Annotated in this window: 17 protein-coding genes; 8 read left to right on the forward strand and 9 right to left on the reverse strand. The window is 56.0% G+C overall.

From position 1 onward, the window contains the following. Nucleotides 1–93: 93 nt before the first annotated feature. Nucleotides 94–2,115 carry a DNA helicase Rep gene (gene rep / locus IAE30_RS24535; protein ID WP_045815001.1) on the reverse strand — a complete coding sequence of 674 codons (2,022 nt, stop codon included), beginning with the start codon at nt 2,113–2,115 and terminating at the stop codon, nt 94–96. Between the two features lie 196 nt (nt 2,116–2,311). Here rep and ppiC point away from each other — a divergent pair, with 196 nt between their 5' ends. Beyond that, nucleotides 2,312–2,593 carry a peptidylprolyl isomerase PpiC gene (ppiC, locus tag IAE30_RS24540; RefSeq protein ID WP_034827827.1) on the forward strand — a complete coding sequence of 94 codons (282 nt, stop codon included), beginning with the start codon at nt 2,312–2,314 and terminating at the stop codon, nt 2,591–2,593. Here the strand turns inward: ppiC and IAE30_RS24545 are convergent, their stop codons facing one another. Beyond that, entirely contained in the window at nt 2,594–4,654 is a 2,061-nt protein-coding gene (locus tag IAE30_RS24545; RefSeq protein ID WP_200681149.1) for an AsmA family protein, read from the reverse strand. 61 nt (nt 4,655–4,715) lie between these two features. Next, complete coding sequence (gene pdeH / locus IAE30_RS24550; protein WP_038643818.1) at nt 4,716–5,489, reverse strand: cyclic-guanylate-specific phosphodiesterase; 774 nt, start codon at nt 5,487–5,489, stop codon at nt 4,716–4,718. A 284-nt stretch (nt 5,490–5,773) separates the two neighbouring features. On the opposite strand from pdeH, the gene IAE30_RS24555 reads away from it, so the two are divergent. Next, nucleotides 5,774–6,706 (forward strand): sugar kinase, encoded by a 933-nt coding sequence (locus tag IAE30_RS24555; RefSeq protein WP_045833202.1) that lies wholly within the window; start codon nt 5,774–5,776, stop codon nt 6,704–6,706. A gap of 422 nt (nt 6,707–7,128) precedes the next feature. Then, nucleotides 7,129–8,001, forward strand: coding sequence for an alpha/beta hydrolase (locus tag IAE30_RS24560; RefSeq protein WP_200539212.1), 873 nt, complete (start codon nt 7,129–7,131; stop codon nt 7,999–8,001). A 280-nt stretch (nt 8,002–8,281) separates the two neighbouring features. Here the strand turns inward: IAE30_RS24560 and IAE30_RS24565 are convergent, their stop codons facing one another. The 6 genes from IAE30_RS24565 to bcsE all read right to left on the reverse strand — a co-directional run bounded on the left by IAE30_RS24565 (nt 8,282) and on the right by bcsE (nt 17,122). Then, on the reverse strand, nt 8,282–9,796 hold the full coding sequence (locus IAE30_RS24565; protein WP_038643821.1) for a pitrilysin family protein: 1,515 nt from the start codon (nt 9,794–9,796) through the stop codon (nt 8,282–8,284). A 245-nt stretch (nt 9,797–10,041) separates the two neighbouring features. Next, a complete protein-coding gene (locus IAE30_RS24570; RefSeq protein ID WP_038643822.1) occupies nt 10,042–11,322 on the reverse strand; it encodes a dicarboxylate/amino acid:cation symporter in 1,281 nt (426 codons plus the stop codon). 230 nt (nt 11,323–11,552) lie between these two features. Continuing rightward, nucleotides 11,553–13,565 (reverse strand): biofilm formation regulator HmsP, encoded by a 2,013-nt coding sequence (gene hmsP / locus IAE30_RS24575; RefSeq protein WP_197080216.1) that lies wholly within the window; start codon nt 13,563–13,565, stop codon nt 11,553–11,555. 181 nt (nt 13,566–13,746) lie between these two features. After that, complete coding sequence (gene bcsG / locus IAE30_RS24580; RefSeq protein WP_200681150.1) at nt 13,747–15,387, reverse strand: cellulose biosynthesis protein BcsG; 1,641 nt, start codon at nt 15,385–15,387, stop codon at nt 13,747–13,749. Next, nucleotides 15,387–15,575 carry a cellulose biosynthesis protein BcsF gene (gene bcsF, locus IAE30_RS24585; RefSeq protein ID WP_038643825.1) on the reverse strand — a complete coding sequence of 63 codons (189 nt, stop codon included), beginning with the start codon at nt 15,573–15,575 and terminating at the stop codon, nt 15,387–15,389. Before bcsF ends, bcsG begins: the two co-directional genes overlap by 1 nt. Further along, complete coding sequence (bcsE, locus tag IAE30_RS24590; protein WP_200681151.1) at nt 15,575–17,122, reverse strand: cellulose biosynthesis protein BcsE; 1,548 nt, start codon at nt 17,120–17,122, stop codon at nt 15,575–15,577. The genes bcsF and bcsE overlap by 1 nt, the downstream gene beginning before the upstream one ends. Before the next feature lie 193 nt (nt 17,123–17,315). On the opposite strand from bcsE, the gene bcsR reads away from it, so the two are divergent. Genes bcsR through bcsC form a run of 5 tightly spaced genes read left to right on the forward strand, consistent with a single transcriptional unit; the run spans nt 17,316 to nt 26,632 of the window. After that, on the forward strand, nt 17,316–17,510 hold the full coding sequence (bcsR, locus tag IAE30_RS24595; protein ID WP_200538369.1) for a cellulose biosynthesis protein BcsR: 195 nt from the start codon (nt 17,316–17,318) through the stop codon (nt 17,508–17,510). Then, nucleotides 17,510–18,241 (forward strand): cellulose biosynthesis protein BcsQ, encoded by a 732-nt coding sequence (gene bcsQ / locus IAE30_RS24600; protein ID WP_200538368.1) that lies wholly within the window; start codon nt 17,510–17,512, stop codon nt 18,239–18,241. Before bcsR ends, bcsQ begins: the two co-directional genes overlap by 1 nt. Continuing rightward, nucleotides 18,238–20,853, forward strand: coding sequence for a UDP-forming cellulose synthase catalytic subunit (gene bcsA, locus IAE30_RS24605; protein ID WP_200538367.1), 2,616 nt, complete (start codon nt 18,238–18,240; stop codon nt 20,851–20,853). Before bcsQ ends, bcsA begins: the two co-directional genes overlap by 4 nt. Before the next feature lie 15 nt (nt 20,854–20,868). Then, nucleotides 20,869–23,166: a cellulose biosynthesis cyclic di-GMP-binding regulatory protein BcsB gene (bcsB, locus tag IAE30_RS24610; RefSeq protein WP_255530329.1), complete on the forward strand. Its 2,298-nt coding sequence runs from the start codon at nt 20,869–20,871 to the stop codon at nt 23,164–23,166. After that, on the forward strand, nt 23,159–26,632 hold the full coding sequence (gene bcsC, locus IAE30_RS24615; RefSeq protein ID WP_200681153.1) for a cellulose synthase complex outer membrane protein BcsC: 3,474 nt from the start codon (nt 23,159–23,161) through the stop codon (nt 26,630–26,632). The genes bcsB and bcsC overlap by 8 nt, the downstream gene beginning before the upstream one ends. The last annotated feature ends 21 nt before the right edge of the window (nt 26,633–26,653 follow it).

Below are 26,653 nucleotides of genomic sequence, written 5' to 3' on the forward strand. Positions count from 1 at the left end.
ACATGTAAACGCCGCTTTGCCGGGAAATTTTCGCCTTGCCTCCGCTACGCTCGCAACTGTTCTCGCCAGAGGCCTGAACGAACGGCGGGGGATTTACCCCTTCTTCGCATTCTCCAGCATCGCACGTAAACCCGCGACACGCGTCTGCCCGGTTTTCACCCGCTCCTCGGCGCTGATCACTTTTTTCTCGCGCTCCCACACCACATCATCCTGAGGTAGCTCCATCAGGAAGCGGCTCGGTTCCGGGCGGACCAGTTCGCCATACTGACGACGTTCACGGCATAAGGTAAAGGTCAGCTCTTTTTGCGCGCGGGTAATGCCCACATAGGCCAGACGGCGTTCCTCTTCGATGTTGTTCTCATCAATGCTGCTCTGATGCGGTAACAACCCCTCTTCCATACCGACCAGATAAACATACGGGAACTCCAACCCTTTGGAGGCGTGCAAGGTCATCAGCTGTACCTGATCGCTCTCCTCATCGCTCTCACCGCGTTCCATCATGTCGCGCAGCGTGAAGCGCGTCACCACCTGCGCCAACGTCATCGGCTCATTCAGCTCATCGCCCTCCAGCATCTCCGTCATCCACTGGAACAGCGTGTTGACGTTTTTCATGCGCATCTCGGCGGCTTTGGGGCTTGGCGAGGTCTCAAACAACCAGCTTTCATAATCGACACCGCGAATCAGATCGCGTACCGCATTCACCGGTTCGCGTTCCGTCAGCTGGATAATCTCATTCAGCCATTGAGTAAAACGCTGCAGATGCTCCAGTCCGCGCCCGCTCAGCGTTTGTTCCAGTCCCATATCGAAGCTGGCATTGAACAGACTTTTATTGCGCAGGTTGGCCCATTCACCCAGCTTCTGCAGCGTGGCGGGGCCAATCTCGCGGCGCGGAGTATTGACGATACGCAGGAAGGCACTGTCGTCTTCCTGATTGGTCAGCACGCGCAGGTAGGCCAGCAAATCTTTGATTTCCGGGCGCGAGAAAAACGAGGTGCCGCCAGAAATACGATAGGGGATACGGTTTTGCATCAGCTGCTTTTCAAAGACGCGCGACTGGTGGTTGCCGCGATAGAGAATCGCATAATCTTTGTAGGCGGTTTTGTTGACGAAGTGGTGGGCAATTAACTCACCGGCCACCCTCTCGGCCTCATGATCTTCATTGTTGGCACTCAGCACCTTCAGCTCGCTGCCCTCGCCCAGCTCAGAGAACAGGCGCTTCTCAAACACATGCGGATTATTGGCAATCAGGATGTTAGCTGACTTCAAAATGCGCTGGGTTGAGCGATAGTTCTGCTCCAGTTTCACCACTTCCAGCGCCGGAAAGTCCTCTTTTAGCAACACCAGATTTTGCGGCCGCGCGCCACGCCAGGAGTAAATTGACTGGTCATCATCACCTACCACGGTGAAACGCGCCCGCGCGCCCACCAGCAGTTTCACCAGCTCATACTGGCTGGTGTTGGTATCCTGATACTCATCCACCAATAAATAGCGAATACGCTGCTGCCAACGCTCGCGCACTTCCTGATTGCGTTGCAGCAACAGCGTCGGCAGTGCAATCAAATCGTCGAAGTCCAGTACGTTGCAGGATTTCAGATGCTGGTCATACAGCTGATAGCAGTGGGCAAAAATCTGGTCGCGCTGGGATTTGGCCAGGCCAGCCGCACCCTGCGGATCGACCAGGTCATTCTTCCAGTTGGAAATGGTGGAAATCAGCTGCTGCAACAGCGTTTTGTCTTCCTCCAGCCACTGTTTAGTGAGGTCTTTCAACAGCGCCAGCTGATCCTGATCGTCGAACAATGAGAAGCTCGCTTTCATCCCTAACGCTTTGTATTCACGTTTAATGATCTCCAGTCCCAATGTGTGGAAGGTGGAGATCATCAGGCCTCGCGCCTCTTTGCGTCCGAGCGTTTGCGCAACACGCTCTTTCATCTCGCGCGAGGCTTTATTGGTGAAGGTGACTGCAGCGATATGGCGCGCCTGATAGCCACATTCGCGGATCAGGTGGGCGATTTTATTGGTGATGACGCGGGTCTTACCCGAGCCTGCACCGGCCAGCACCAGGCAGGGACCGGTGACAAATTCGACAGCACGTTGTTGGCCGGGGTTTAAACGCATAACGGAATATCACTCAACTAATGAAAAGGAGATCCCCTGACGATTTCGCATGGCAGGAATATGGACAGGTGAGCGACTCCCGGAAACTGACTCAATCAGTCACCGTATCAAGCATACGCAGCCAACGCACCTGCAATTTGAAGTAGGACGGGGATATAATGCGCCGAACATTATACATACATACAGAGACACCAACATGGCGAAAACCGCGGCAGCTTTGCACATCCTCGTCAAGGATGAAGCGCAGGCCAAATCCCTGCTGGCCCAGCTGGAAAAGGGCGCAAACTTCCAGCAGCTGGCAAAAAAGCACTCCACCTGCCCATCAGGGCGTAACGGTGGCGATCTGGGCGAATTCCGCAAAGGCCAGATGGTGCCCGCCTTTGATAAGGCGGTGTTCTCCTGCCCGCTGCTGCAGCCTTACGGGCCGGTGAAAACCGCCTTTGGGTATCACATCATCAAAGTGCTGTGGCGTAACTGATCATTTTTTACTTTTCATCTGCTGCAGCACATTACTGCACTGATTGGCATCAGTATCACTGGGTGAAATCAGTGCCAGCAGGGCTGCGGCCGGTGCCACCACCGCGCCCAGCGCTACTGCGGCGGCGCCACGTGCGATCAGCGGCCCGGCTTTCACTCCGGCATCCGGATTTTTGAACGTGCCACGCACATACAGCGGCGAACGCAAGGTGATGATACGAATCCCTTTGCTCTCTGGATTAATAGATAAATCCAGCCCTTCATTGGCAAAGTTAACGTTGCCGGTGACATTAATCACCGCATTCTCCGTATCCAGCACAAACACTTTCGGCGTGGCTACGCCCTGACGGATATTGAGATCGGTGGCGGCACAGTTGATGCGCACCTCATCATCGCCAAACAGTTTGCCGACCACATAGTTACCCACATTCAGGCCGGCAATTTCCATCAGACTACGGCTGATCAATCCATCATTCATCAGCAGTTTCAGTTCACCGTTGCTGGTCCCCAGAATATCCGCTACCGAGTTGCCGGTACCGCTCAGGCTGGCATCGCCGTTTAACTGACCCAGGCTGCGCTGCATCGCCGTGACATTCGGGAACAGTTGACGCAGTTGCAGCTTACGCGCATGCAAATCCGCGCGACCGCGCATCGGGCTTTTATCCCCTTCCAGATGAATGGTGGAGTTGATACTGCCGCCCGCCATGCCGAAGCGCAGCGGATCGAGCAGCAAGTCACCGTTTTTCAACTGCAGATGGGTATAAAGGTCGCTAAGCGGCAGCTTGCTGCTGTGTTCGATGCGTTTTCCGCTGAATTTCACATCCGCATCCATCACGTCCCAGCTTTTGGTATCAAACTTGTCATGCGGCAGCACGCGATCGGCCGGTTGAGTCGAAGCGTCACCGCGCTGGGCTTTGGCCTGCTGGGTTTTCTCACTGCCCTTGCCCGAATTCACACCAATCAGCGGGCCTAAATCCGCCATGCGCAACTGGTTCGAGGTTAATTCTCCGGTCAACGTTGGGCGCGGTTTCACCTGGTGATAAGCCAGCGAACCGTGAATATCGCTATCGCCAATATGACCATTGAAGTTTTCGTAGCGGAACAGCGGCCCTTTCTCTTCATTGAAGCGCGCGATCAAATGGCCGTCAGTTTCGTACGGCGGCGTATCAGGCAGCAGCACGCCAGTTAAACCGTACAGATTCGCCAGCGTATCGCCAGCAAAGCGCAGACGCACATCCAGCCCGCCGAGATTTAAAGGATCCTGCAACGTCCCGTCAACGCGCACGCGCGTGGTGCCGTTGCGCACATCCACCTGCAGTGGGAACGGTGTGGTTTTGCTGCGCAACGAGAGCATGCCGCCGATCTTACCGTCGCCAGTCAGTTTCTGATTGTTGTAGGTTCCATCCGCCTGCCAGCCAAAGACAAAATCGCCCGCGCCTTTCTGCTGGTCGTTACCGCCCGCTACCTGCGCGTAAGGCACCGGTTTACCCAGTGGATTAAGGGTGACGGTCACATCGGCTTTATTGATGGCATCGCGATAACGAATCTGGCCTTTATCGAAGAGAATATTATCGAGGCGGAAAGACCAGGCAGAAGGCGGCGCATTGGCATCGCTGCTCTCGCTGCTGGCTAAGTTAAAGGTCCAGTTATTCTTTTTATCCGCCGTCTGCACCAGCCGCGCATCGGGCAGCTGCATTTTAATCCATGGCAGATAAACCTGTTTATGCAGGAGCGCCAGCGGCGCAAGCGTGGCTTCAACGCGCTGCAAATGCACCATGGTGACATCGGGAATATTCGGCGGATTGCCCAGCATAATGTCATCGGCATGCACCTGCGGCCAGGGCACCCAACTGCGCCAACCAGGTTCTTCGCGATTGCGCACCCAGGCAACACCCAGATCGCCACGAATGGCGAAAGGCCGGTTTAACTCAGTGGAGACTTTTTGGTTGATGGTTGGCTTCAGGCGGTTCCAGTCAAACGTGGCGATAATCACCACCACCACCACAACCAACAACAATAAAATCCCGAACACCCAACTCAGGACTTTTCCCGTACGTGACATTCTGCTTCCTCCTTGCCCTCAACGTCTCACATAACTGTAGTCGAGACGTTGCGGATCGGGATCAGGGAAGCTCGAGCGCCAGGGATTCCAGCGTACTGAAGGGAACAGGGCGCGAGAAGAAATAGCCTTGTGCCGCCATCGCAGGCGAATTACGCACCTGCTGCCACTCCTCTTCGGTCTCCACGCCTTCAACAATAACGCCGTTGCAATAGCGATTGATCAACGCCAGCAGCATGGAGAACAGCGAGCGACCTTCATCGGTAGAGCGCAGCAGCATGAACAGTTCGCGCGACAGTTTAATGTAGTCATAGCGCAGCTCAGTCAGCGCAGAGAAGTTTGCCATGCCTGATCCAAAGTCATCGAGCCACAGCGGCCCCAGCTCAGGCATCTTCGCCACCATCTCTTCCTGCGGCAATGCATGGTGCTCCGTGAGTTCAAAACGCACCCAGGGGAGCTGCGTAATCAACTGGCGGATATCGTCATGCTGCTCAATGGCCAACAGCGTCGGACCATCAATATTCACCGAGGCCACCAGCTGACGCTGACTGAAAAAGTGTGACCACTGTAATAACAGCTCAAGCTGTTCCTCGACGACATCAAGGCGCTGCGCGATAGTCAGCGCATCAAAATAGGTTTCGGGCGACAACCTTTTCTCTGGTGCGGAGGGGTGTGTCACCGCAGTCAGTAATTCAATAGCCAGTAAACGGCCGGAGACCTGGTAAATCGGCTGGAAAGTATAGAATCGTTGGCACTGCTGCCAGAAGAAACGCGTTTCCTGTTGTTGCTCCAGTTCAATTGAAATAGGCAGCCGATGACTTAAATTGTTCATCACCATGGTTTTTTCCTGGTAGGTGGTGGGTGCCTGCAAATTGTTTCTCAGCGGCAAGTATCGGCGAGTAACACGATAACTTTATTGGTCTCAGCCACCTCACGAGCAGTTGAGTGTATCAGCGCGTTTCAGGCTTAATCGGCAAAACAAGCGGCGCTTTGTCCGTTAAATCGCCGTGGAGAGAGGGTTCAGGCACCTTAAGTTAAATTAAAACGTCGTTTTAAAAACCATTGACAGCTGCCATACCAGACGCGAGACTCGAGGGCAGAATTCACTACAGGCCGAAGACCATGACGCAGAAGAACATTGCCATCATTGGCGAATGCATGATTGAGCTATCCGAAAAAGGTGAGAACATCAAACGTGGCTTTGGCGGTGACACGCTAAACACAGCGGTTTATCTGGCACGCCAGTCAGATAGCCAGCAGCTGCGGGTGGACTATGTCACCGCGCTGGGCACCGATAGTTTCAGTGACCAGATGATCGCTGCCTGGCAGCAGGAGCAGGTTCACACCCAGCTCATTCAGCGCCTCGACAATAAAATGCCGGGCCTCTACTTCATTGAAACCGACGAACACGGTGAGCGCACCTTCTGGTATTGGCGCAATGATGCCGCTGCACGCTTCTGGCTGGATGGCCCAGAGTCTGACGCAATTTGCGCCCAGCTGGCCCACTACGATTACCTCTATCTCAGCGGTATAAGCCTGGCGATTCTGCCAGCTGCCAGCCGGGAGAAGCTGATGGCACTGCTCAGCACCTGTCGCCAGAACGGTGGCAAGGTCATTTTCGATAACAATTACCGTCCACGTCTGTGGGCAGACAAATCTAGCGCGCAACAGGCTTATGCCGAGATGCTGCATCATACCGATATCGCCTTCCTGACGCTGGATGATGAGCACCTGCTGTGGGGTGAGCAGCCGCTGGACGCAGTGATTGCACGCACGCGCGAAGCCGGTGTGCAGGAGATTGCCATCAAACGCGGTGCCGATTCCTGTTTAGTGGCGATAGGCGATGAGCCGCTGCGTGAAGTGCCTGCCATCAAGCTGGCTAAAGCGAAGGTGATCGACACCACGGCCGCAGGCGACTCTTTCAGTGCAGGTTATCTGGCCGTGCGTTTAGCCGGAGGGAGTGCAGAAGATGCGGCCGCGCGCGGTCATCTCACCGCCAGCACGGTGATCCAACATCGTGGAGCCATTATCCCTTTAAGCGCTATGCCGCAGTAACCCTCCTGTCAGCATTTTCCAGCGGCGCTATTTCAGGCACGACGCCTGGCGCCGCTGGATATCTGTTGGCGCCAGGCGTTCACTTTGCCGCTGTTGATTTGATAATCACGACTTACGCAATGCACAGGATAATTTGTCTTAAACCACGACATTACACTGCGAATTTCAACTAACCTCGCCAGCGATCCATCTTTGGCTCATATCCGCCCTCGCCAGTTTAGCAACTCTTACCATATCAATTTAAATTCAATAGATTACGGACAGAAATCGGGCCGCCAGGCATAGTCCGAAACTGCAGAAATGGTGGGTTTTCGGCTGGACGCCAGCGCGAAAACAGACCATGTTTTAATCAATAACAGCAGGACGCTGTTAATCCGGCCGCGAACAAAATAATGACAACACGACTCGCTCAGGACTGATTTATGCACACAGAAATCATTAATATCTGGCCACACGGTGATGCGCCAGGCGCGAGTGATTCGCGCGCTCAGCCGCAAATCGTCGATCTCGCCAAAGAGTACGAACCCTATGACCGCGCCGCGACCGGCGTGCGTTGCCCTGAAATGGCGATCTGGCACCCGGAAACCTCCAACGGCATTACGCTGCTGGTCGCGCCCGGCGGCGGCTATCAGCGAGTGCTGATTGACCGTGAAGGCAGTGCCCTCGCCACGTTCTTCACATCGATGGGTTATACGCTGGCAGTGATGACTTATCGCCTGCCCTACGATGGCCACCACGAAGGTCCCGATGCCCCGCTGGCCGATGCACAACGTGCGGTGCGCGTGTTGCGCGATCGTGCGCAGCGCGGCATGAACGGTAAATATATTGTGATGATGGGCTTCTCAGCGGGTGGGCATGTGGCTGCCAGCCTGGGGACGCGCTTTGGTGAGAAAATTTATCCGGTGCAGGATCAGGCCGACAGCTTCTCGCCGCGCCCGGATGCCATGGTGCTACTCTACCCAGTGATCAGCATGCGCGAGGGTTTGGCACACGAAAGTTCGCGCACTCGCCTGCTCGGCGCATGGCCGGATCAGAGGTTGATTGATGCGTATTCAATGGAAACGCGCGTACATGCGCAGACACCGCCAACGCTGCTGATTCACGCTACTGATGATGAAGCGGTTTCGGTGAACAACAGCATGGTGTTTTTCAGCGCCCTGCGTGAACACAAGGTGCCGGTGGAAATTCACTTTTATCAGAAAGGCGGCCATGGATTTGGCATTCGCGGCGTCGCCGATCTGCCCCTCGCCAGTTGGCCGATGCTGGTCACCGAATGGCTACGCGCTAAGACCTAATCCCCTTCATACTTTGCACTGCAGCGGCGTTGGCCGCGCGCGTTCGCCCCAGTCACTGGCTTAAGTCAGCGCCTGGGGATGAACACACTTGCCGCCTTGCTGCAGCTCAAATTATTTCGGGGATAATTCATGCCCTGAAACGCAGCGACGATGGCTGCATGGATGCGCTGTTCAAAAGCACCCCAAGGCGCTTTTGTGCTGCCACTCAAATTATTTTGGCGATCTCATGTGCCATGAATTATAAGACTCGATAACTCGACCATGAATGATAAAACCTGTGTCATGACGATGGTTGAGCCGGGTCGGTCGCGCTCGCGCTGCCGTTACTTTCCGGTTTAGCTTCATCAGAAGCCGCCGGTGCTGCAGGAGCATCCGGTACCTTCATCACTTTATCCCAGCCGTCCTGCAGCATCTTCACGTTGGTCTCAGCTTCACCTTGTGGTTGAATCAGCACCATCGTCAGTTCCTGCGTCAGCTGCTGGCGCAATTCCTGATTCAGCTGGTCACGCGTCAACCCACTGAGAAACGCCTGACGCAGCTTTTGATACTGCTCCGGCGCGATATCCACCACCGCGTTCTGCTGCGAGCGCAGACGCTGCCCCATCAAGATATCGGTATCCGTGCGCGCATAGGTGGCGAACAGCTTATTCAGTTCCAGCAGCTTCTGCGCCATCAGCGCATCGAACTCATCCTGTGGTAAGCCTTTATCTCGCACTGCCGCCAGTTCTTTCGCCACCTGGTTCATATTCTGCGCCAGCGATGCGTTCGGGCTGTCCATGTTGATGGAGCACTGCGCACGCTGATAAAGCACGCGGCAATCAAAGCCCACCTGCACGCTCTGTGCTTTGCTGTCCGCCAGTGCGCGTTGCACATGCCAGAACAGCGCTTCGCGCGCCAAATCACTCTGCCAATAGTGCTGTAAGTTTTGCGAGTCACGAATCGGTTGCCACGGCGTATCCCACACAAGCGACAGGCGATCCTGACTCATCCCGCCATTGACCAGGTTGACGGGCTGATGTGGCAAAGGAGACAACGTAGGCAGTGCTGCGGGCGCCACCCGTTTCCCCTTCAGCACGGAGAAGGTTTTGTTGATTTGTTCTGCCATGCTGCGGCTGTCAACGTTGCCCACCACATACAGTGTCATGCCATCCGGCGTGTACCACTGCTGATAGAAGCTGTTGAGCTGTGCAATATCGACCGGCGCGCGCGGCTGTTCGCCCGGATCGTGCGCCAGCATCGCGGAACCCTTGAGACGGTAACGCCACCAGACATCCTGGGTATTTGGCGGCCAGGTGGCGATAGGATCGGTCGCGGTCAGCGCGGTTGATACCACCTGCTCATTGATGGTCATTTTCCCTGCGGTTGCCGCCAGCCAGTTCAGCGCTTCTTTCAGCAGCTCCGGGCGGTTGTTGGGCAAGCTCAGGTTGTATTGGGTGTAATCGTACGACGAGATCGCTGGCGGCAGCGGGCGTTGCGGATCCATGGCTTGCTGCCACAGTGCACGCTGCTGATTGGTATCCAGCGCGGTGTTGTGCACCATTGCCAGACGCGGTATCAGATGGCTGAAACCGGTTTGCTGAGCGCTCTCCACCAGTGAACCGGTGTTAACAATCAGACGTAATTCAATGCGATCGCTTGGACGTTGTGGCGTGGTGAGTAACTGCCAGCTAAAACCATTGTCCAGTTTGCCTTCCTGCCACGCGGGATCGGGCTGGAGTGTCTCGGCGTGCGCGCCAAAGCCGGATGCCGCAAGGATTAATCCGCCAACCAAAAGTCGAATTCTGGTGCCCTGCATGTGAACCCCTACATAAACAGATCAACGCTCGTTATCGCGACATGTGCGGTCACATCTTTGGTGACCGGCGCGGCCATTAGCCGCCACGTTTAATGAAGAACAGACTCTTTGACCACAGGAAGGTCAGGATGTCGCGCAACGAGGTAAAAAATCGGGAAAAAAATCAATGGGGTTTATTATGCAAATGCCCGCTGTCAGGGCAAGCGACAGCGGGCATTTCTCGGGAAATTAACGCAAATAGGCGATCAGACGCTGGTTTGTGAGGCGTTATTGACCTTTTTCGCTGAAGAAAGCGTCGCTTTCATCTGCTTCTCATCCAGCTGACCGACCCACTTCGCCACGACGACCGTCGCCACACCGTTACCCACCAGGTTGGTCAATGCACGCGCTTCAGACATAAAGCGGTCGATACCGAGAATCAGCGCCAGACCTGCTACAGGCAAATGTCCGACTGCAGACAAGGTGGCCGCCAGCACGATAAAGCCACTGCCGGTCACGCCCGCTGCGCCTTTTGAGGAGAGCAGCAGCACCACTAACAACGTGATCTGGTGGAAGATATCCATGTGCGCATTGGTGGCCTGGGCAATAAATACCGCCGCCATGGTCAGGTAAATCGAGGTGCCATCAAGGTTAAAAGAGTATCCCGTTGGAATAACGAGACCCACCACCGATTTCTTACAACCCAGCTTCTCCATCTTGTCGAGCATGCGCGGCAGCGCAGATTCAGATGAAGAGGTACCCAGCACGATCAGCAGCTCTTCTTTGATGTAGGCAACAAATTTGAAGATGTTGAAGCCGGCCCAGCGTGCAATCAAACCTAACACCACCACCACAAACAGCACGCAAGTGATGTAGAAGCAGATGATCAACTGACCGAGTTGCACCAGTGAGCCCACGCCGTATTTACCGATGGTAAACGCCATGGCACCGAAGGCACCGATGGGCGCAAGGCGCATAATCATATTGATAACGCCGAAGATCACTTTCGAGAAGCTCTCAATGACGTTGAACATCACGGTACCGGCATTACCCAAACGATGCAGGGCAAACCCAAACAGAATCGCGAACAGCAGCACCTGCAAGATATTGCCGCTGGCAAAGGCACCGATCACGCTACTCGGAATGATATCGAGCAAGAAGGCAATAACGCCCTGATCCTGTGCTTGCTGGGCGTAAACCGCCACGGCTTTGGCATCCAACGTCGCGGGATCAACGTTCATGCCCGCGCCCGGCTGCACCACATTAACCACCACCAGGCCAATAATCAGCGCGATGGTGCTGACAATTTCAAAGTAGAGCAGCGCAACTGCGCCAGTACGACCAACGGCTTTCATGCTCTCCATGCCGGCAATACCGGTCACCACCGTACAGAAAATCACGGGGGCGATGATCATCTTGATCAGCTTAACGAAACCATCGCCAAGCGGCTTCATTTGCGCGCCTAACTCAGGATAGTAATGGCCCAACAGAACGCCGATGCCGATGGCAACCAGCACCTGAAAGTAGAGGCTTTTGAACAGTTTCATAACAGGTGTCCAGGTATAGACGGAATTCACCGCCGTTATTATGGAGAACGCATGCGGCAAGCCGCCTGGAAGCGAAAAACCTTACCGATTGCGGGAAAATAACACTCCATTAACAGGATTAATATACCCTTACATTCCTTACAAAAGTTACAAAACTCTAACTATGAACTGAAACGCTTCAGCAAACCGCTTGATAGCAATTTCGTGAGTAAAATCAATAAACAATGTGATTATTCAGGATGTGACGAGCTGTCAAGCCAGCGTTGGTTGAAGACGTTGAGAGGGAGCGCTTCAGCGTATAAGTAGCCTTGCCCTATCGTAATTCCGCGTGCCAGCAGCCAGTCTCGCTGCTCATCGGTTTCCACGCCTTCAGCAATAACATCAAGATGAATGATGTCCGCAATCGCCGCGACAATACGCACCATGGTGTCATCATCCGGTAGCGCCGCAACAAAACTGCGGTCCATCTTCAGCTTGTTCACCGGCAGCGCTTTAAACTGATGCAGGTAATTGAGATTGGAGTAACCCATGCCAAAATCATCCAGCGCCACGGCCACGCCGGTTTGCTGCAGTGAACGCAGCAGCGAAATCGCTTGCTCGGCATCGCCAATCTGCGCGGTTTCGGTAATTTCCAGCACGAAATTGCCGGGAGCAATACGATGGCGCTCTAGCAAGCCCTGCAAATGACTCACCATGCTGGGGTCACGCAACTGCACTGCCGATATATTGACGCTCAGTGGAATATTGATGCCCAGCTTCTGCCACGCGGCAAGGATGCGGCAGGCTTCTTCAAACACCCAGCGCCCAATCGCGGAAATCACCCCAATCTCTTCCGCGCTGGCGATAAACTCTTCTGACAAACCATAGCTGCCATCCGGCATACGCATACGCAATAGCGCTTCCGCACCCGCCAGCTCACCGGTTTGCATATTAATTTGCGGCTGCAGGTAAAGTGCAAATTGACCATCCTGCAAACCCTGCAGGATATCGTGCTCCTGCGTCAGGCGTTTTTGCGCCCGCTCAGTCAGCGCCGGATCAAAGAACAGAATCTGGTTTTTGCCCTGATGACGCGCCGACATCATTGCCGAGGTCGCGCGGTCAAGTTGCTCGCTGGCGCTGACAACGCTGTCATCATGCAGCGCCAGACCAATACTGGCGTTTGGGCGCAGTTGTAACTGATGCAAATTCACCGGCTGGTTGATGCGAATCATCAGGTTACGCGCAAGGCGCATGGCGCGGAACGGGTTGTGCGCACGCTTCATCAGTAGCGCGAAATCACTAGGTCCGGTTTGCGCCAGCAGGGTGTGATCGTCAACGGTGCTGCGAATCTTCTCCACCAGCGTCAGCATCAGGGTATCGCGCTGTTCATCACTCAGTACACCGTTGGCTTCCTGCAGCGTTTCGATACGAATCACCATTAATCCCCACGGCTGACGGCTATGGCGATGGCTGGCGTGCTGATCCAGTAACGCAAGGAACAGAGCACGGTTGGGCAGGTCGGTCACAGCAAAATGGGTGGTCATGCGACTCATTTCATCATGAATCGACTCCAGCACCTGCTGATTGCGATTGTAACTGCGAATCAGCATACCGATTTCATCGTCGCGATGATTATTCGGCAAATCGAGCTTGTGCGTGAGGATGGCCTGCGGCGGCAACTCCTGCAAATCACGCGACAGATTACGTAACGGATGAACAATCAAGCGATTGATACACCAGCTAATCGACACCGAGAGGATTAGCGCCAGCAGCAAATAGGTGGTGATCATCGTCGATAACGTGCTCAGCAGAAACTGATAAACGCGCGACGAGTCAGCCTGCAGCACCAGATAGGCAATCGGTTTGGGCAGCCCGGTGCGTTCAACTGAATAGAGCGGTAGGGTAATTTGCACCGGCAGCTCAAACAGACGCGCCACAAAACGCGGTACCGGTTTTTCCGGCACAAAATCGGCGTGCAGCGCCTGAAACGCATTCGGTAATACCACATCGGCACGAGACAGGATGCCCGCCGGTTTCAGGGTATTAAGGATACGTTCGGCTTGCGGAATATCGCCTTTCAGAACGGCTTCTGACAGCGGTTGGCGCACCGTGTGCGCGATATTTTCCATCTGCTGGGCGTAGTCAATCCTGCGCTGCTGCACAAAGTGGAATAACTGGATGACGATAAAAATGCTGATGGTCACCATTGCCACGGCGGACACCGTTGCCATCTGTTTTATCGTTAACGAGCGACTAACGCGCAACAAAAACCTCTCCCGGCGGCTAAAGCCGTGTATTTAGATGAAATGCGCAGCGAGTATATCGCAGGTGAGCATTGTTATGCGCCGGGATAAAGTCGAAAAAAGGCAGGAAGGGCGAGATAAAGTGGTGATTAGGAATTGTGCACGTTAAAGTCGCGGCGCAAAGTTTGCGCCGCGACCCCAACTATTGCGGATAAGGCACCCAATCGCCGCCGTTCAGACGAATCCAGGGTTTACCCTGATACATCATCACCACCGCATTATCATTCTCGGACACCACCGGTGATTGCGGCAAATTATCCGCTAACATCGACATATTGACGTTCGGGGCGTTAAATACCTGACCATCCACCACACGGGAAATGATTTCGGAAATCGCCAGCAGGCTGGTTGGCGTATCAATGCTCAACGGCTGCCCCTGATGCGGCGCTTTCATCCCGACAAATTTAATGCCCACCGGTACATGCGTAATACCTGGGCTGGGAATATCACGCAGACCGGACATCTGCATTTTATCGCCCTGCAGTGCAGCACCGTGCTCCGGCACCACCAACACCATCACGCGGCGACCCGATTTCTCCAGATTGGTCAGGAACGTATTCAGCTGATCAAACAGTACTTTAGCGCGCGGTTGCCAGTCAGCGGTACGCGTGCTGCCGAGCTCGCGCGTGCCGTCATGCAACGGAATCAGGTTGTAGAAGGTGGCACTGCGCGCATCGCTGCTTTTGGTGCGATCGTCGAGCCAGCGCTGCATCAATTGACCGTCATTAAACACCGGCGAACCATCAAACGAAGTCAATTCTGGTGCTATTCCCGCTTGTGACATCAGCGGTGCCTGCAAATTGCCCTCTTCACGTAACTCTTTGAGATAGTTACCAAACACGCCGGTATGATCCATCATCAGTTCCTGCTTAAAGCCCAGCTTCGCCAGATTATCAAACAGATAGCAGCGCTGGTCGGTGGCCTTATACAGATTGGAGTGTGAAGTCTGGCCGCAGCTGGCACGCAATAAACGGATCCCCGCCGGACCGCTGTAGCCGGTGGCTGAGTTGTAGTTGTTCAGCAGAATATCGAAGTGTTTCCACAAGGGATGATCACGCAGCTGGGCCACATCCATATCCGACCAGGACAGCGAACAGATGTTGATCACTAAAATATCAAACGGCTGCGAGTCCGCGGGTAGCGCATCCGGGAAATGGGTCGCGCGCTGGCGCTCACTGTCGTAGAAGCGATTGAGCCAGGACGTCAGATTGGCGCTGGTCGGCGGTGCTGACTGGTCCAGGCCATCCGGTGCTTTGGTTGCCGCAGGTGGGTTGCTCAGTGCCACTTCCGGGGTCGCCGCTTTGGTTGGCAGCAGATTCATCGCCGGTCCGGCAATGGTCAGCACGTTAAGCCAGATCAGCATCAGTGACACCAGCACTGTGATGCGAATCCACTGGGCGACAAACAGGTACAGCACCAGCAAGACAAAGCCTGCACCGATCATCTGCCAGTTAATAAAGCGCTCCAGTAGATCGAGCAGATAAGCAGAGGAGAAGCCCGCAACCTGGCTGCCCTGGCTCATGATTGATTCCAGCCCCGGCAGCCAGGTGTCATGCCAGAACAGCGCGAAGCCAATCGGCAGCGAAATCCAATGGCGCACACGGTGCAAACGACGTGACGGCAGCGGGAACAGCAGCCAGGCCAGGAACACCAGATTGCTCAGCGCATGAAAATTCAGGTAGCCGTACCACAACAGACCAAATTTGATCAGGAAGTAGAAATTCCAGCCGCCGAGACCGCGCCACCACGAAGCGTGCAGCGTCGAAGGTTTGTTATCACTCATTACGGTTTGGTATCCGTTTTCGCAGATTTGCGTTGCCACTGCCCTTCCGACTTCAGCGCACGCGGTGGCAGCAGACGCATCAGCAGGCTGGTGCTACTGCGCGGTAACCAGCGCACGAACAACGATTTCAGGAACAGTAAAATTAATAACAGCAGGATCGCCACCTGCACCCAATCCATCAGTGTCATTAGCGGCGATCTCCATCGAGGTTGAGAATAATGGGCTGCGGGGTTTGCGCCCCACGCAGGTTAGCAGCGGACACCTTATTCGCCTGAGGGGCTTCAATGGGCGCCATCGGCACTTCACGCTGCGCCACGGGCGTCAGCTGACGAATCTTGTGCACTTCCGACAAAATCTGGTTGTCCTCAAACCACACCACGCGATTACTGAACAGCTCATCGTGCGGCAGCGAGAAAATCGATTTCAGCGCAATATCCAAATCGTTGAAGCGACAAGATGACAGGAACAGATAGATGCGATCGTTAATCAGCGTCACCAAATCACCGAAACGACGCGGTTTGCACAGCGTCAAAATTTGCTCGGGTTTCAACTGTGGCACCGGACGCAATGCCACCATCAGCCCTTTGTCGTTTTCCGGCAGCAGCGTATTGCTCATCAGCTGCTGCACCGCCGCGCAGAAAGACTCCAACTGAAGATACCCTTTTTGCTGCAACGGCTGGAGTGCCTGCATCAGCGCGGGCAAGTTGGCCGGAACATGACGCGTAAACTGCTGGCCCTGAATCCCTTCCAGCGTGGTGAGAAAGCGTGACAGCGTTTGAGCGCCGGACACGATGGCATTCACGCCACACGCCAGTAACAATCGCTCATCGCTATACCTAAGACTGGTACTGATTTCGCGCACCACGATCTTTAATGCGTTGCCGCGCGAACGGCGCAAACTGTGGACCATTTTTGCCAGGGCATTAATGTCCTGGTTATGGGCCAGGCTAAAAATGACCGTGGCGGCGTTGGCCTGTTGTGCACGCGAGAAGACGCTTTCATTATCGCTAAACAGTTGCCACTGGCTGGAGAGCGGCGGTGCGCCTTCCAGCACCCCTTCTTGTGCCAGAAACTGATTTTCATCATTAAGGCTAAGAGGGGTGGTTTGTTCAACGTCATTAATGGCAATGAATTGATTCTCATTACAACTCAAGCGAATCGCACGGTCAGCCAGTAATTTGTCTGCGGAGTACCACCAGTTAATTCGATATTGCCAACTATCCTGTTGGAATTCTAAATGTGCGACACCATCAAGTTGGCGAAAATAACGCTGTAGATGGTTACGCAGATGAATAATTGACGCCCCCGAGGTGATCAATAACAGCGTGATTTGTTTTTTGATCAACAACCGCCGCATGCGTTTAACCCAGAGCGTCAGCTCATCCTCGGATAATTTACTCCACTGCGCAGCGTTGCTGTAAAACAGCATTAAACCACTTCGGCTATTCAGCACACGCGCGAAATCATTCTCCAGATGCTGCAAGCTGGCTTTATTGGCCGGCAGCGAAAATAAGGGAATGCGCGCCGGTCCTGTCAGTGGGTCCGGCGTCAGTAATGACTGAGGCTTCTCATCTGAACTGACCAGGGTTGCCGCCTGTTGATGGCTCACCACCTGACGCAGCAGTACCCGCGCGTCTTCCTGACGCTGACTGGTAATCCAATAAAACCCCGGATTTTGCAGGGTAACGAATTCCTGCTGAACCTGTTGTAGGCCAAGCGCATAGCGATTTTTCATATTTGTTTCGCGATCAGAACAATCCAGGCTAGTTTAATATAGACGGCGACGATTGGAACTGCTGAAATAAATAAAACCTGCGCTATCTCAAATGATATCGATTTTTGCATAGTCTGCGCATTTTGCCGGGTTTAAACTTAACAAAAAATAGAACCACAATTCATCCATTGCTGTTTTTTGGTGGCAAAAAGTAATGAAAACAGAGAATGCCTTTTCGCTGGTCGCGTCAACTACTGAAGATCAGGATGACATTAATACCCTGAGCGAAGCCTTTTCCCTCAAGGCATTTCGTTACATTGATATTGCCCGCGAAGAGCGACTGAATAGTCTGCTGACACGCTGGCCGCTGCTGCGTGAATTATCTGCCGCTCAGGAGCCAGAACGCTAATGCCGGTTATTGCCTTACAAGGTTTGCGCGGCGGTTGTGGCGCAACATCACTCAGTGCGGCGCTTGGCTGGGCGCTTAATGCCTTACAGGAGTCGGTGCTGGTCATAGATTTTTCCGCCTCGAATCAACTGGCCGCCCATTTTAATCTAGCGCTCAATCACACCCAGGGCTGGGTTCCCGCACTGCTGGAACAGCAGTCATGGCAACAGTGTGCGCAGCGCTATCAAACCGGTCTCGATTTTTTACCGTTCGGCGCGTTAACCCCTCAGCAGTGCTTAAGTCTGCAAAATGCCGACGAACAGCTTGCTGCGCCGTTGCTGAAGGCGCTGCCGGCCCTGAAATCACACTATCGCTGGGTGATCTTCGACCTTCCAGCGGATCTACTGCCGTGGCAACGATCCTTCGCCATTCACGCCGATCGTCTGTTGCAAGTGCTATCGCTGGATGCCAACTGCCAGTTGCGGTTGCACCATCCGCGTTTTTTGCCGCATACGCTGTTTTTGATTAATCAATTCAACGCCAACAGCCAGCTACAACAGGATCTGCATCAACTGTGGCTGCGCACGCTGAAGAACCTGATTCCGCAGGTGATTCACCGCGATGAAGCACTGGCAGAAGCCTTGATGATGAAACAACCGGTGGGCGAATATCGTCCTCATGCACTGGCGAGCGAAGAAATCAATACGCTGGCGAACTGGCTAATACTGAACGTTGCGGGTGGTGCGGCGTGAATCCGTTGCGCTGGCTGCTGGTACCTCAGGCCTGGCAGGCGCTACAAAGCCGTGCCCGCGTGGCTCGCCAGCATGGCGCGGGCCGCTTAACCGTGATGTTGCATCTGCTCTGGTGCGTGCTCGCCTGGTCGCTGCTGCGGCTGGAAACGCCCGGCTGGCAGCGCTTGTTGCAACAGCGTCAGCGATACTATCCGCAAATCTCACCGCTGCGTCCTCGCCCGTTAGACGTTCTGCGTTACGCCATGCAGAGCCTGTGGCTGATGCTGGTGTTACCGCTCGATAACAGCGCACGCAGCGAGCGTAAACGGTTTAACGCGTTTGGCCCACTTTTCCGCTGGCGTCAGCAGTGTTATCAATGGCTGGGAGCGCTTCCCGCACGCATGGCGAAAACGGGCGTTCATCTGCGTACCGAACAGCTCTTGCAGAAACTGCCACCGCGTATACGCCAACTGCTGTTTATTGTCGCGGCGATTGTCGCCAGCCTGCTGGCGCTGTTGTGTATTTCACAGCCGTTTGGCATCACCACGCAATTTGTCTTCGTACTTCTGCTGTGGGGCCTGGCAATGATGGTGCGCCGCGTGCCGGGCCGCCTCTCCACCATCATGCTGATTGTGCTGTCGCTCACTATTTCATGCCGCTATTTGTGGTGGCGCTACACCGAGACCCTGAACTGGGACGATCCGCTGAGTCTGACATTCGGTCTGCTGCTGATTGGCGCTGAAACCTATTCGTGGACGGTATTGGTGCTGGGTTACTTCCAGACGCTGTGGCCACTGAATCGCCAGCCCGTTTCAATGCCGCCGGAAATCACTTCCTGGCCCAGCGTCGATATTCTGGTGCCGACTTACAACGAGCCGCTGAGCGTGGTGAAACCGACCATTTATGCCGCGATGGGCATCGACTGGCCGCAGGACAAGCTCAACATCTATCTGCTGGATGACGGCACCCGTGAGGAGTTTCGCGAATTTGCCGCCAGCGTGGGCGTCAATTATGTGGTGCGCCCCACCCACGAGCATGCCAAAGCGGGCAACATCAACCATGCATTGAAAGTGGCCTGCAGCAGTGATTACGTGGCGATTTTTGACTGTGACCACGTGCCGACCCGCTCCTTCCTGCAGCTGACCATGGGCTGGTTCCTGAAAGACCACCGCCTGGCGATGCTGCAAACGCCGCACCACTTCTTCTCACCCGATCCGTTCGAGCGTAACCTCGGTCGCTTCCGCCAGACGCCGAATGAAGGCTCGCTGTTCTACGGCCTGGTGCAGGACGGCAACGATACCTGGGATGCAGCGTTCTTCTGCGGCTCTTGCGCCGTATTGCGCCGCACCGCGCTGGATCAGATTGGCGGCATTGCCGTTGAAACTGTGACCGAAGATGCGCACACCTCGCTGCGTCTGCATCGTCAGGGATATACCTCTGCCTATATTCGTATTCCGCAGGCGGCGGGCCTTGCCACCGAGAGTTTGTCCGCGCACATCGGCCAGCGTATTCGCTGGGCGCGCGGCATGGTGCAGATTTTCCGCCTCGACAATCCACTGATGGGCAAGGGCTTAAAGCTGGTACAGCGGCTGTGCTACGCCAACGCCATGTTGCACTTCCTCGCCGGGATTCCGCGCCTGATCTTCCTGCTGGCTCCGCTGGCGTTTCTGCTGTGCCACGCCTACATCATCTACGCGCCCGCACTGGCGATTGCGATCTATGTGCTGCCGCACATGGTGCACACCAGCCTGACTAACTCACGCATTCAGGGACGCTGGCGTCACTCATTCTGGAGTGAAGTGTATGAAACGGTGCTGGCGTGGTATATCGCGCGTCCCACCACCGTCGCGCTGTTTAACCCGCACAAAGGCAAGTTCAACGTCACGGCGAAAGGCGGCCTGGTCGAAGAGCGTCATCTCGATTGGGTGATCACCAAGCCTTATATGATGCTGGTGCTGTTGAATATTGCGGGTATCGGCATGGCGTTCTGGCGCATGGCGTATGGCCCAGCCAACGAGATGCTCACCATCTGGGTGAGCCTGGTGTGGGTGGTATACAACATGATTATTCTCGGCGGCGCCGTGGCGGTTTCAGTGGAAGCGCGCCAGATTCGCGAAGCACATCGCGTCGAGATTGCCATGCCCGCCGCCATTGCACGTGAAGATGGCCATATGGTGCCGTGCACCCTGCGTGACTATTCAGATGGCGGTGTGGGTGTCGAACTGCGTGAAGCGGATGCGCTGAAAGAGGATGAGCCCGTGTGGCTGCTGCTGCGCCGTGGCCAGCAGGAATTCAGCTTCCCGTGCCAGGTACAACGCGTATTCGGCCGACGCGCCGGTATTCGCCTGCATCAGCTCACCACTCGCCAGCATATTGAATTTATCCAGTGTACCTTCGCCCGTGCCGATACCTGGGCGCTGTGGCAGGACGGCTTCCCGGAAGATAAACCGGTGCAAAGCCTGGCCGATATTATGGTGCTGGGTTTCAAAGGTTACCTGCGTCTGGCGGAGTATGGCCCTGTCCCATTGCGCCGTCTGTTCCGGGCACTGACTTCCCTGGTGAGCTGGCTGGCGACACTGCTGCCACAGGGCATTGGCCGCGCACCTGCGGCAATCAAAACCGATTTTTCATAAGTTGATGATATGACCATGACGAGAAAACTGAGCTGGTTTACTGCCCTGCTGCTGGGCACCGCAACGCTGGCACAGGCCGCGCCGCAGCCTTCCGCTCCTGAAGCGCCGCGCACCAGTGCACAGATACCGCTGCCAACAGTCAGCCAGCCGCTGGATGCCAATGCCCCGCTGCGCGACAGCCAACTGCTGTTTAATCAGGTCGCGCCTCCGCCAGGCAGCATGACACTGCGCGGCACGGAGCCCACCAGCCAGATTGAGTTCGGCGTGCGCAGTGATGAAGTGGTGACTCGCGCCTTGCTGACGCTCAGCTATCGCCCTTCACCCGCGCTGATCCCGACGCTGTCGCAGCTCAAGGTCTATCTCAACGATGAACTGGTGGGGCTGGTCACCGTCACCGCCGATCAGCTGGGCAAAGAGGATCAAACCCAGTTGCCGATCGATCCGCGTTTTATTGGCGATTTTAACCGCGTGCGCCTCGAACTGGTGGGTCACTACGCCAACGTGTGTGAGAACCCGGCCAACAGCACCATCTGGATGGATATCGGTAAAGAGAGCAAGCTCGATCTGACGCTGCAAAAACTGCCGCTGAAGAACGACCTGTCACACTTCCCGGAACCGTTCTTTGATGCGCGTGACAGCCGCCCGTTGCAGTTACCGATGGTGTTCAGCAATCAGCCTAACCTGCTGCAGCAGCGCGCGGCGGGTATTTTGGCTTCGTGGTTCGGCAGCAAAGCGCAGTGGCGTGGTCAATCCTTCCCGGTACTGTATAACCAGTTGCCGAAAGAGCAGCATGCGGTGGTGTTTGCCACCAATGACCATCGCCCTGACTTCCTGAAAGATCTGCCACCGGTGGAGAAACCCACGGTGGAAATGGTGAGCCAGCCGGACAATCCCTACGAAAAAATGCTGCTGATCCTCGGCCGGGATGACAACGATCTGCTGACTGCCGTCGAAGGCATTGCCCAGGGCGAACTGCTGCTGCGTGGTGATACCTCGACCATCGACAGCGTGAAAATGCTGGCACCGCGTCAGGCCTATGATGCGCCTAACTGGGTGCGCACCGATCGCCGCACCACATTTGCTGAACTGACGCATTATCAGAACCAGCTGCAGGCCGATGGTTTACAACCGAATCCCATCAGCCTGACGCTGAACCTGCCGCCCGACCTGTTCCTGGTGCGCGCGCGCGGCATCGACATGGATCTGATTTACCGCTACACCTCGCCGATCCAGCAAGATGGATCGCGTCTGGCGGTGCATCTGAACAATCAGTTCATGCAGGATTACCCGCTGACGCCGAAAGACACGGCAGGTCAGCAGATCATGCGCATTCCCCTGATGCAAGGTCTGCAGGACAGCAACCGCCAACTGACCATCCCGGCGCTGCGTCTCGGCGTGGTCAACCAACTGCGCTTCAGCTTTGATTACGCTAACACCTTTATCGGTGGCACCGCCGACGGTCGCTGCGAAACCGTCACCGCTGTAGGCCATCATGTGGTGATCGATGACAACTCCAGCATCGACTTCTCCGGCTATCGCCACTACATCGAAATGCCTTCGCTGGGTGCTTACGCCAACGCCGGTTTCCCTTACAGCCGCTACGCCGATCTGGCGCAGACGCTGGTGTTAGTGCAACCGAAACCCGCCAACGGTGAAGTCAGCACCATGCTGAACGCGCTGGGCGCTATAGGTGCACAGACCGGCTATCCGGCGCTGCGCGTGCAGATGAGCGATGACTGGAAGCAGGCAAAAGACCAAGACGCTGACCTGCTGATGATCGGCGGCATTCCGCAGGATCTGCAGGACGATAAGAAGATCAACCTGCTGGTGAATGCGGCGCGCAGTTGGATCAACATGCCATCGCGTCCGATTACCGCGCAGAACGTGCCGGTGTCCGCCAGCGATCGCGCGGTTGAAAGCCAGACCGGTATCAGCTCACGTGGGCCGATGGGGGCGATAGTCGGCTTCCAGTCGCCGTTTAACGATCAGCGCAGCGTGGTCGCACTGTTAGCCGACAGCCCGCGCGGCTGGGATTTGCTGAACAATGCCTTGCTCGACAGTGGCAAGCGCGCCGCTGTGTTCGGGTCTGCCACCATCGTGCGTGAATCGGGCGTCACCAGCGTGCGCGTCGGCGATACCTACTTCGTCGGCCATCTGCCATGGTGGGAACGTTTGTGGAACCTGCTGGCGACCCACCCGGTATGGCTGGCGATTTGTGCCGTCGTGGTGGTGATTCTGTTTGCTCTGATGGCATGGCGCCTGATGCGCATGGTGAGCCGTCGCCGCCTGGCCGAGCTGGAAGACGATGAATAAACTGCCACTCGGGCTGCTGATTGCCAGTATCCTGGCGGGCTCCGGCATGGCTGCCGAGGGTCCGCAGGTGTCACCGGTGGCATGGCTGCTGATGCAGATTCGCACCGGTGAATCCACCAACAAGTATGATTTGGTGCAGCAGTCGCTTTATCGTCTGGAAAAAATCGATCCTGATAACCCGCAGGTGCTGGCCGCACAAATCCGCATGGCGCTGCGTCAGGGCGATCAGGCTAAAGCGCAGACGCTGCTCGATGAACTAAAGAAAGCGGCGCCCAATGACGCGGCGACGCGTGAATCGGAAACCGGCCTGCGGCTGATGAGCGCTGAAGGGCGCCAGCAACTGCAGCAGGCGCGTTTACTGGCCACGGCAGGCCGCGTAGAAGAAGCCAAAACGGCCTGGGATGACCTGTTCCACGGCGTGTTCCCGGATGTGAATACCGAACTGGAATACTGGCGGCTGGTGGCGCGTTTACCCGGTCAGCAGCCCACCGCTTATCGCCAGTTGCAGGCGCTGGAAGCACGTTATCCCGGCAACATCGGTGTAGAACTGCAGCTGGCGCGCATGGCGTTTGATAACAATCAGCCCGGCGAGGCGCTGGTGCAGCTGCGTCGTCTGGCCAATCGTGACGGCGGACGTGATGCCGCCTCCGAACTCTGGCTGCAGCAGATTCAATATCAGCCGGTGTCAGAGGGCACGGTGGCCACTCTGAAGCAGTATTTGCAGGTGTTTACTTCCGGTGATGCGCAACAGCGCGGCGAGGAAGAGCTGGCAAGACAACAGAAGCTGCTGGCCGATCCCGCCTATCGTCAGCGCATGCGCGGGCTGGCGCTGGTGGATGCCGGCGGTGGCGCGGGTGCCATTGCGTCACTCAACGCCGCGCTAAAAGCCAACCCGAATGATGCCGAGCTGATGGGCGCGATGGGTCAGGCGCAGGCGCGAGCGAATAACCGCGCAGCGGCGATCAGCTGGCTGCAGAAAGCGATTCAGGCCGGGCAGGCCAGTACACAAGTGGGCAAATGGCAGTCGCTGTTGCAAACCAATCGTTACTGGCTGGCGATCAATAACGGCGACGATGCGCTGAAAAAGGGTGATTTAGCGAGCGCGGAACGCCAGTATCGCAGCGCGCAGGCCATTGATAATCGTGACAGTTGGGCGTTGATTGGCCTCGGTGACGTCGCTCAGGCGCGAAAAAATGATCCCCAGGCAGAACAGTACTGGCAACAGGCACTGCGCCTTGATCGCAGCAATACCACCGCCGTGCGCCGACTGGCTGCGCTGTATCAGCAGCAGTCCCCTGCCCGCGCCATGGCGTTTATCAATGCCCTGCCCGCCGCGCAACAGCGGTCACTGGCCGAGACGTTGCGATCGCTGCGCAGCGACAGCCTGCGTGCTGAAGCGGATGCGCTGGCGCAGCAAGGTCAGTGGCATCAGGCGGTGGTGAAATACCGCCAGGCCGCACAAGATAATCCCAACGATATCTGGCTCTCTTACCGCTTAGCCAACGCACTGCGTAGCAGCGGTGAAGAAGCCCAAGGCGCACAGGTGATGGACGCCATGGTGCGCCAGCACGCGCAGGAACCCGCCGCGCTCTATGCCTGGGCGCTGTGGCTCTCGTCCGGCGATCAGGATGATGCTGCGCTGGCGGCACTGCATCGCCTGCCGGAAACGCGTTGGGACAGCAATATGCATGAGCTGGCGGATCGCTTAACGCAGGATAAAGTGTACGCCCGTGCCAGCGAGCTGCGCGCCAACGGCAATGAATCTGCCGCGCTGGCACTGTTGCAACAGCAACCGGCCTCAACGCGACGTGATATCACCCTGGCGGATTGGGCACTGGAACGCGGCGACGCGAAAGCGGCGCTGGCGAGTTACCAACGTGTACTGCAGCAGGATGCGACCAACAATGATGCAGCACTGGGCCGTATCGAAGCACTGATCGCCCTGAAACGCCCAGACGAAGCTCGTCAGGCGCTGCAGGCTTTACCCTCCAGTGTAGCGCAGCAAAATATCAACAGCGGACGCCGCGTGGCGCTGGCATGGCAAAACAGCGGCGACACGGCGCATGCGCAGCAGCTTTTCAACGATTTAAAAACGCGCGCCGCCAAAGAAGCCCCCTCGCAAAGCAAAGCGTTGGTCTATCGCGATGCGGCACGTCTGGAAACTCAGCAGCAACAGCCTGATGCGGCGCAGCAAGACTATCGTCTGGCAATGACGGCCAGCGGTATCAGCGCCGACGCGCCGCAGGATAATGACAGCTATACCCGTTTGACGCGTAACGACGCCAGCGATGACTGGCTGAAGCGCGGTATTCGCAGCGATGCCGCCGATATCTATCGTCAGCAGGACACCACCTTCACGCTTGAACAGGATTATTCGCGCGATAAAGGCACCGGCGGTATCTCCGATTTCACCGCGCATACCACCATGATGCAGGCGGAGACACCGCTGGCCGACGGGCGCAGCTTTGTGCGCGTCGATCATGTGTTGGTATCAGCGGGCACTTTCTCCACCAGCAATGGCAGCCACAGCGAACGCTTTGGTAGCTGTAATGATGATAACTCCGGAGGCTGTAGCCGCGACTTTACCCAACGTGATGAAGGCACGGCGATAGGCGTTGGCTGGCATAACGATCGCTGGTCTGGCGATATCGGCACCACACCGCTCGGCTTTGAAGTCACTAACTGGGTAGGCGGTCTGAGCTGGAAAACCGATATTGATGATATGGGCGTGACGTTCACCGCTTCACGCCGACCAATCTCCAGCTCGTTGCTGGCCTATGCTGGTGCGCGCGATCCGGCGGCCAACGGCGGCAAAACCTGGGGCGGCGTAGTGGCAACCGGTGGTTCGGTGGGGCTGAGTTACGATCAGGGCGGCGCGAATGGCGTATGGGCCGATATCAGCGCCCACCAAATTACCGGGGAAAATGTCGCAGATAACAGCCGTGAACGCCTGATGGCCGGCTATTACTACAAACTGATCAACGAAGATAATCGCCGCGCCACCGTCGGCCTGAACAGCATGCTGTGGCATTACCAAAAAGACCTTAGCGACTACACCTTCGGCCAGGGCGGCTACTACAGTCCGCAGCAGTATTTCTCGCTGGCGGTGCCGGTCACTTATCGCCAGCGCACTGAGAACTGGTCGTTTGATCTGGGCGGCTCGGTCTCCTGGTCACAATCGCAAACCGACGGCCAGCAGCGATATCCGGTCAATCCTGGCTTTACGCTGGCTTCCAACCCGACCTCCGACAGCAGCTCCGGCAACGGTTTCGGTTACACCCTGCAAGCCGTGGTAGAACGCCGCATCACGCCACACTGGTCAGTCGGTCTCGCCATGGATATTCAGCAAGCCAAGGATTACACCCCAAGCCACGGCTTGATCTACATGCGTTACTCAATGGGCGGCTGGAACGGCGACATGGATATGCCACCACAACCGCTTGAGCCGTATGCGGATTTTAAATAGTTGACCCGACTCAATGTTGAC

The organism is Pantoea sp. S61 (assembly GCF_016625145.1).
Lineage (GTDB): Bacteria > Pseudomonadota > Gammaproteobacteria > Enterobacterales > Enterobacteriaceae > Pantoea > Pantoea rwandensis_B.

Bases quoted from the DNA above. Each gene is read 5' to 3' on its own strand.
- bcsR (WP_200538369.1), top strand. From the start codon at position 17,316: ATGAAAACAGAGAATGCCTTTTCGCTGGTCGCGTCAACTACTGAAGAT.
- IAE30_RS24570 (WP_038643822.1), bottom strand. From the start codon at position 11,322: ATGAAACTGTTCAAAAGCCTCTACTTTCAGGTGCTGGTTGCCATCGGC.
- ppiC (WP_034827827.1), top strand. From the start codon at position 2,312: ATGGCGAAAACCGCGGCAGCTTTGCACATCCTCGTCAAGGATGAAGCG.
- bcsQ (WP_200538368.1), top strand. From the start codon at position 17,510: ATGCCGGTTATTGCCTTACAAGGTTTGCGCGGCGGTTGTGGCGCAACA.
- rep (WP_045815001.1), bottom strand. From the start codon at position 2,115: ATGCGTTTAAACCCCGGCCAACAACGTGCTGTCGAATTTGTCACCGGT.
- bcsG (WP_200681150.1), bottom strand. From the start codon at position 15,387: ATGAGTGATAACAAACCTTCGACGCTGCACGCTTCGTGGTGGCGCGGT.
- IAE30_RS24560 (WP_200539212.1), top strand. From the start codon at position 7,129: ATGCACACAGAAATCATTAATATCTGGCCACACGGTGATGCGCCAGGC.
- bcsB (WP_255530329.1), top strand. From the start codon at position 20,869: ATGACGAGAAAACTGAGCTGGTTTACTGCCCTGCTGCTGGGCACCGCA.
- IAE30_RS24555 (WP_045833202.1), top strand. From the start codon at position 5,774: ATGACGCAGAAGAACATTGCCATCATTGGCGAATGCATGATTGAGCTA.
- IAE30_RS24565 (WP_038643821.1), bottom strand. From the start codon at position 9,796: ATGCAGGGCACCAGAATTCGACTTTTGGTTGGCGGATTAATCCTTGCG.
- IAE30_RS24545 (WP_200681149.1), bottom strand. From the start codon at position 4,654: ATGTCACGTACGGGAAAAGTCCTGAGTTGGGTGTTCGGGATTTTATTG.
- bcsF (WP_038643825.1), bottom strand. From the start codon at position 15,575: ATGACACTGATGGATTGGGTGCAGGTGGCGATCCTGCTGTTATTAATT.
- pdeH (WP_038643818.1), bottom strand. From the start codon at position 5,489: ATGGTGATGAACAATTTAAGTCATCGGCTGCCTATTTCAATTGAACTG.
- bcsC (WP_200681153.1), top strand. From the start codon at position 23,159: ATGAATAAACTGCCACTCGGGCTGCTGATTGCCAGTATCCTGGCGGGC.
- bcsE (WP_200681151.1), bottom strand. From the start codon at position 17,122: ATGAAAAATCGCTATGCGCTTGGCCTACAACAGGTTCAGCAGGAATTC.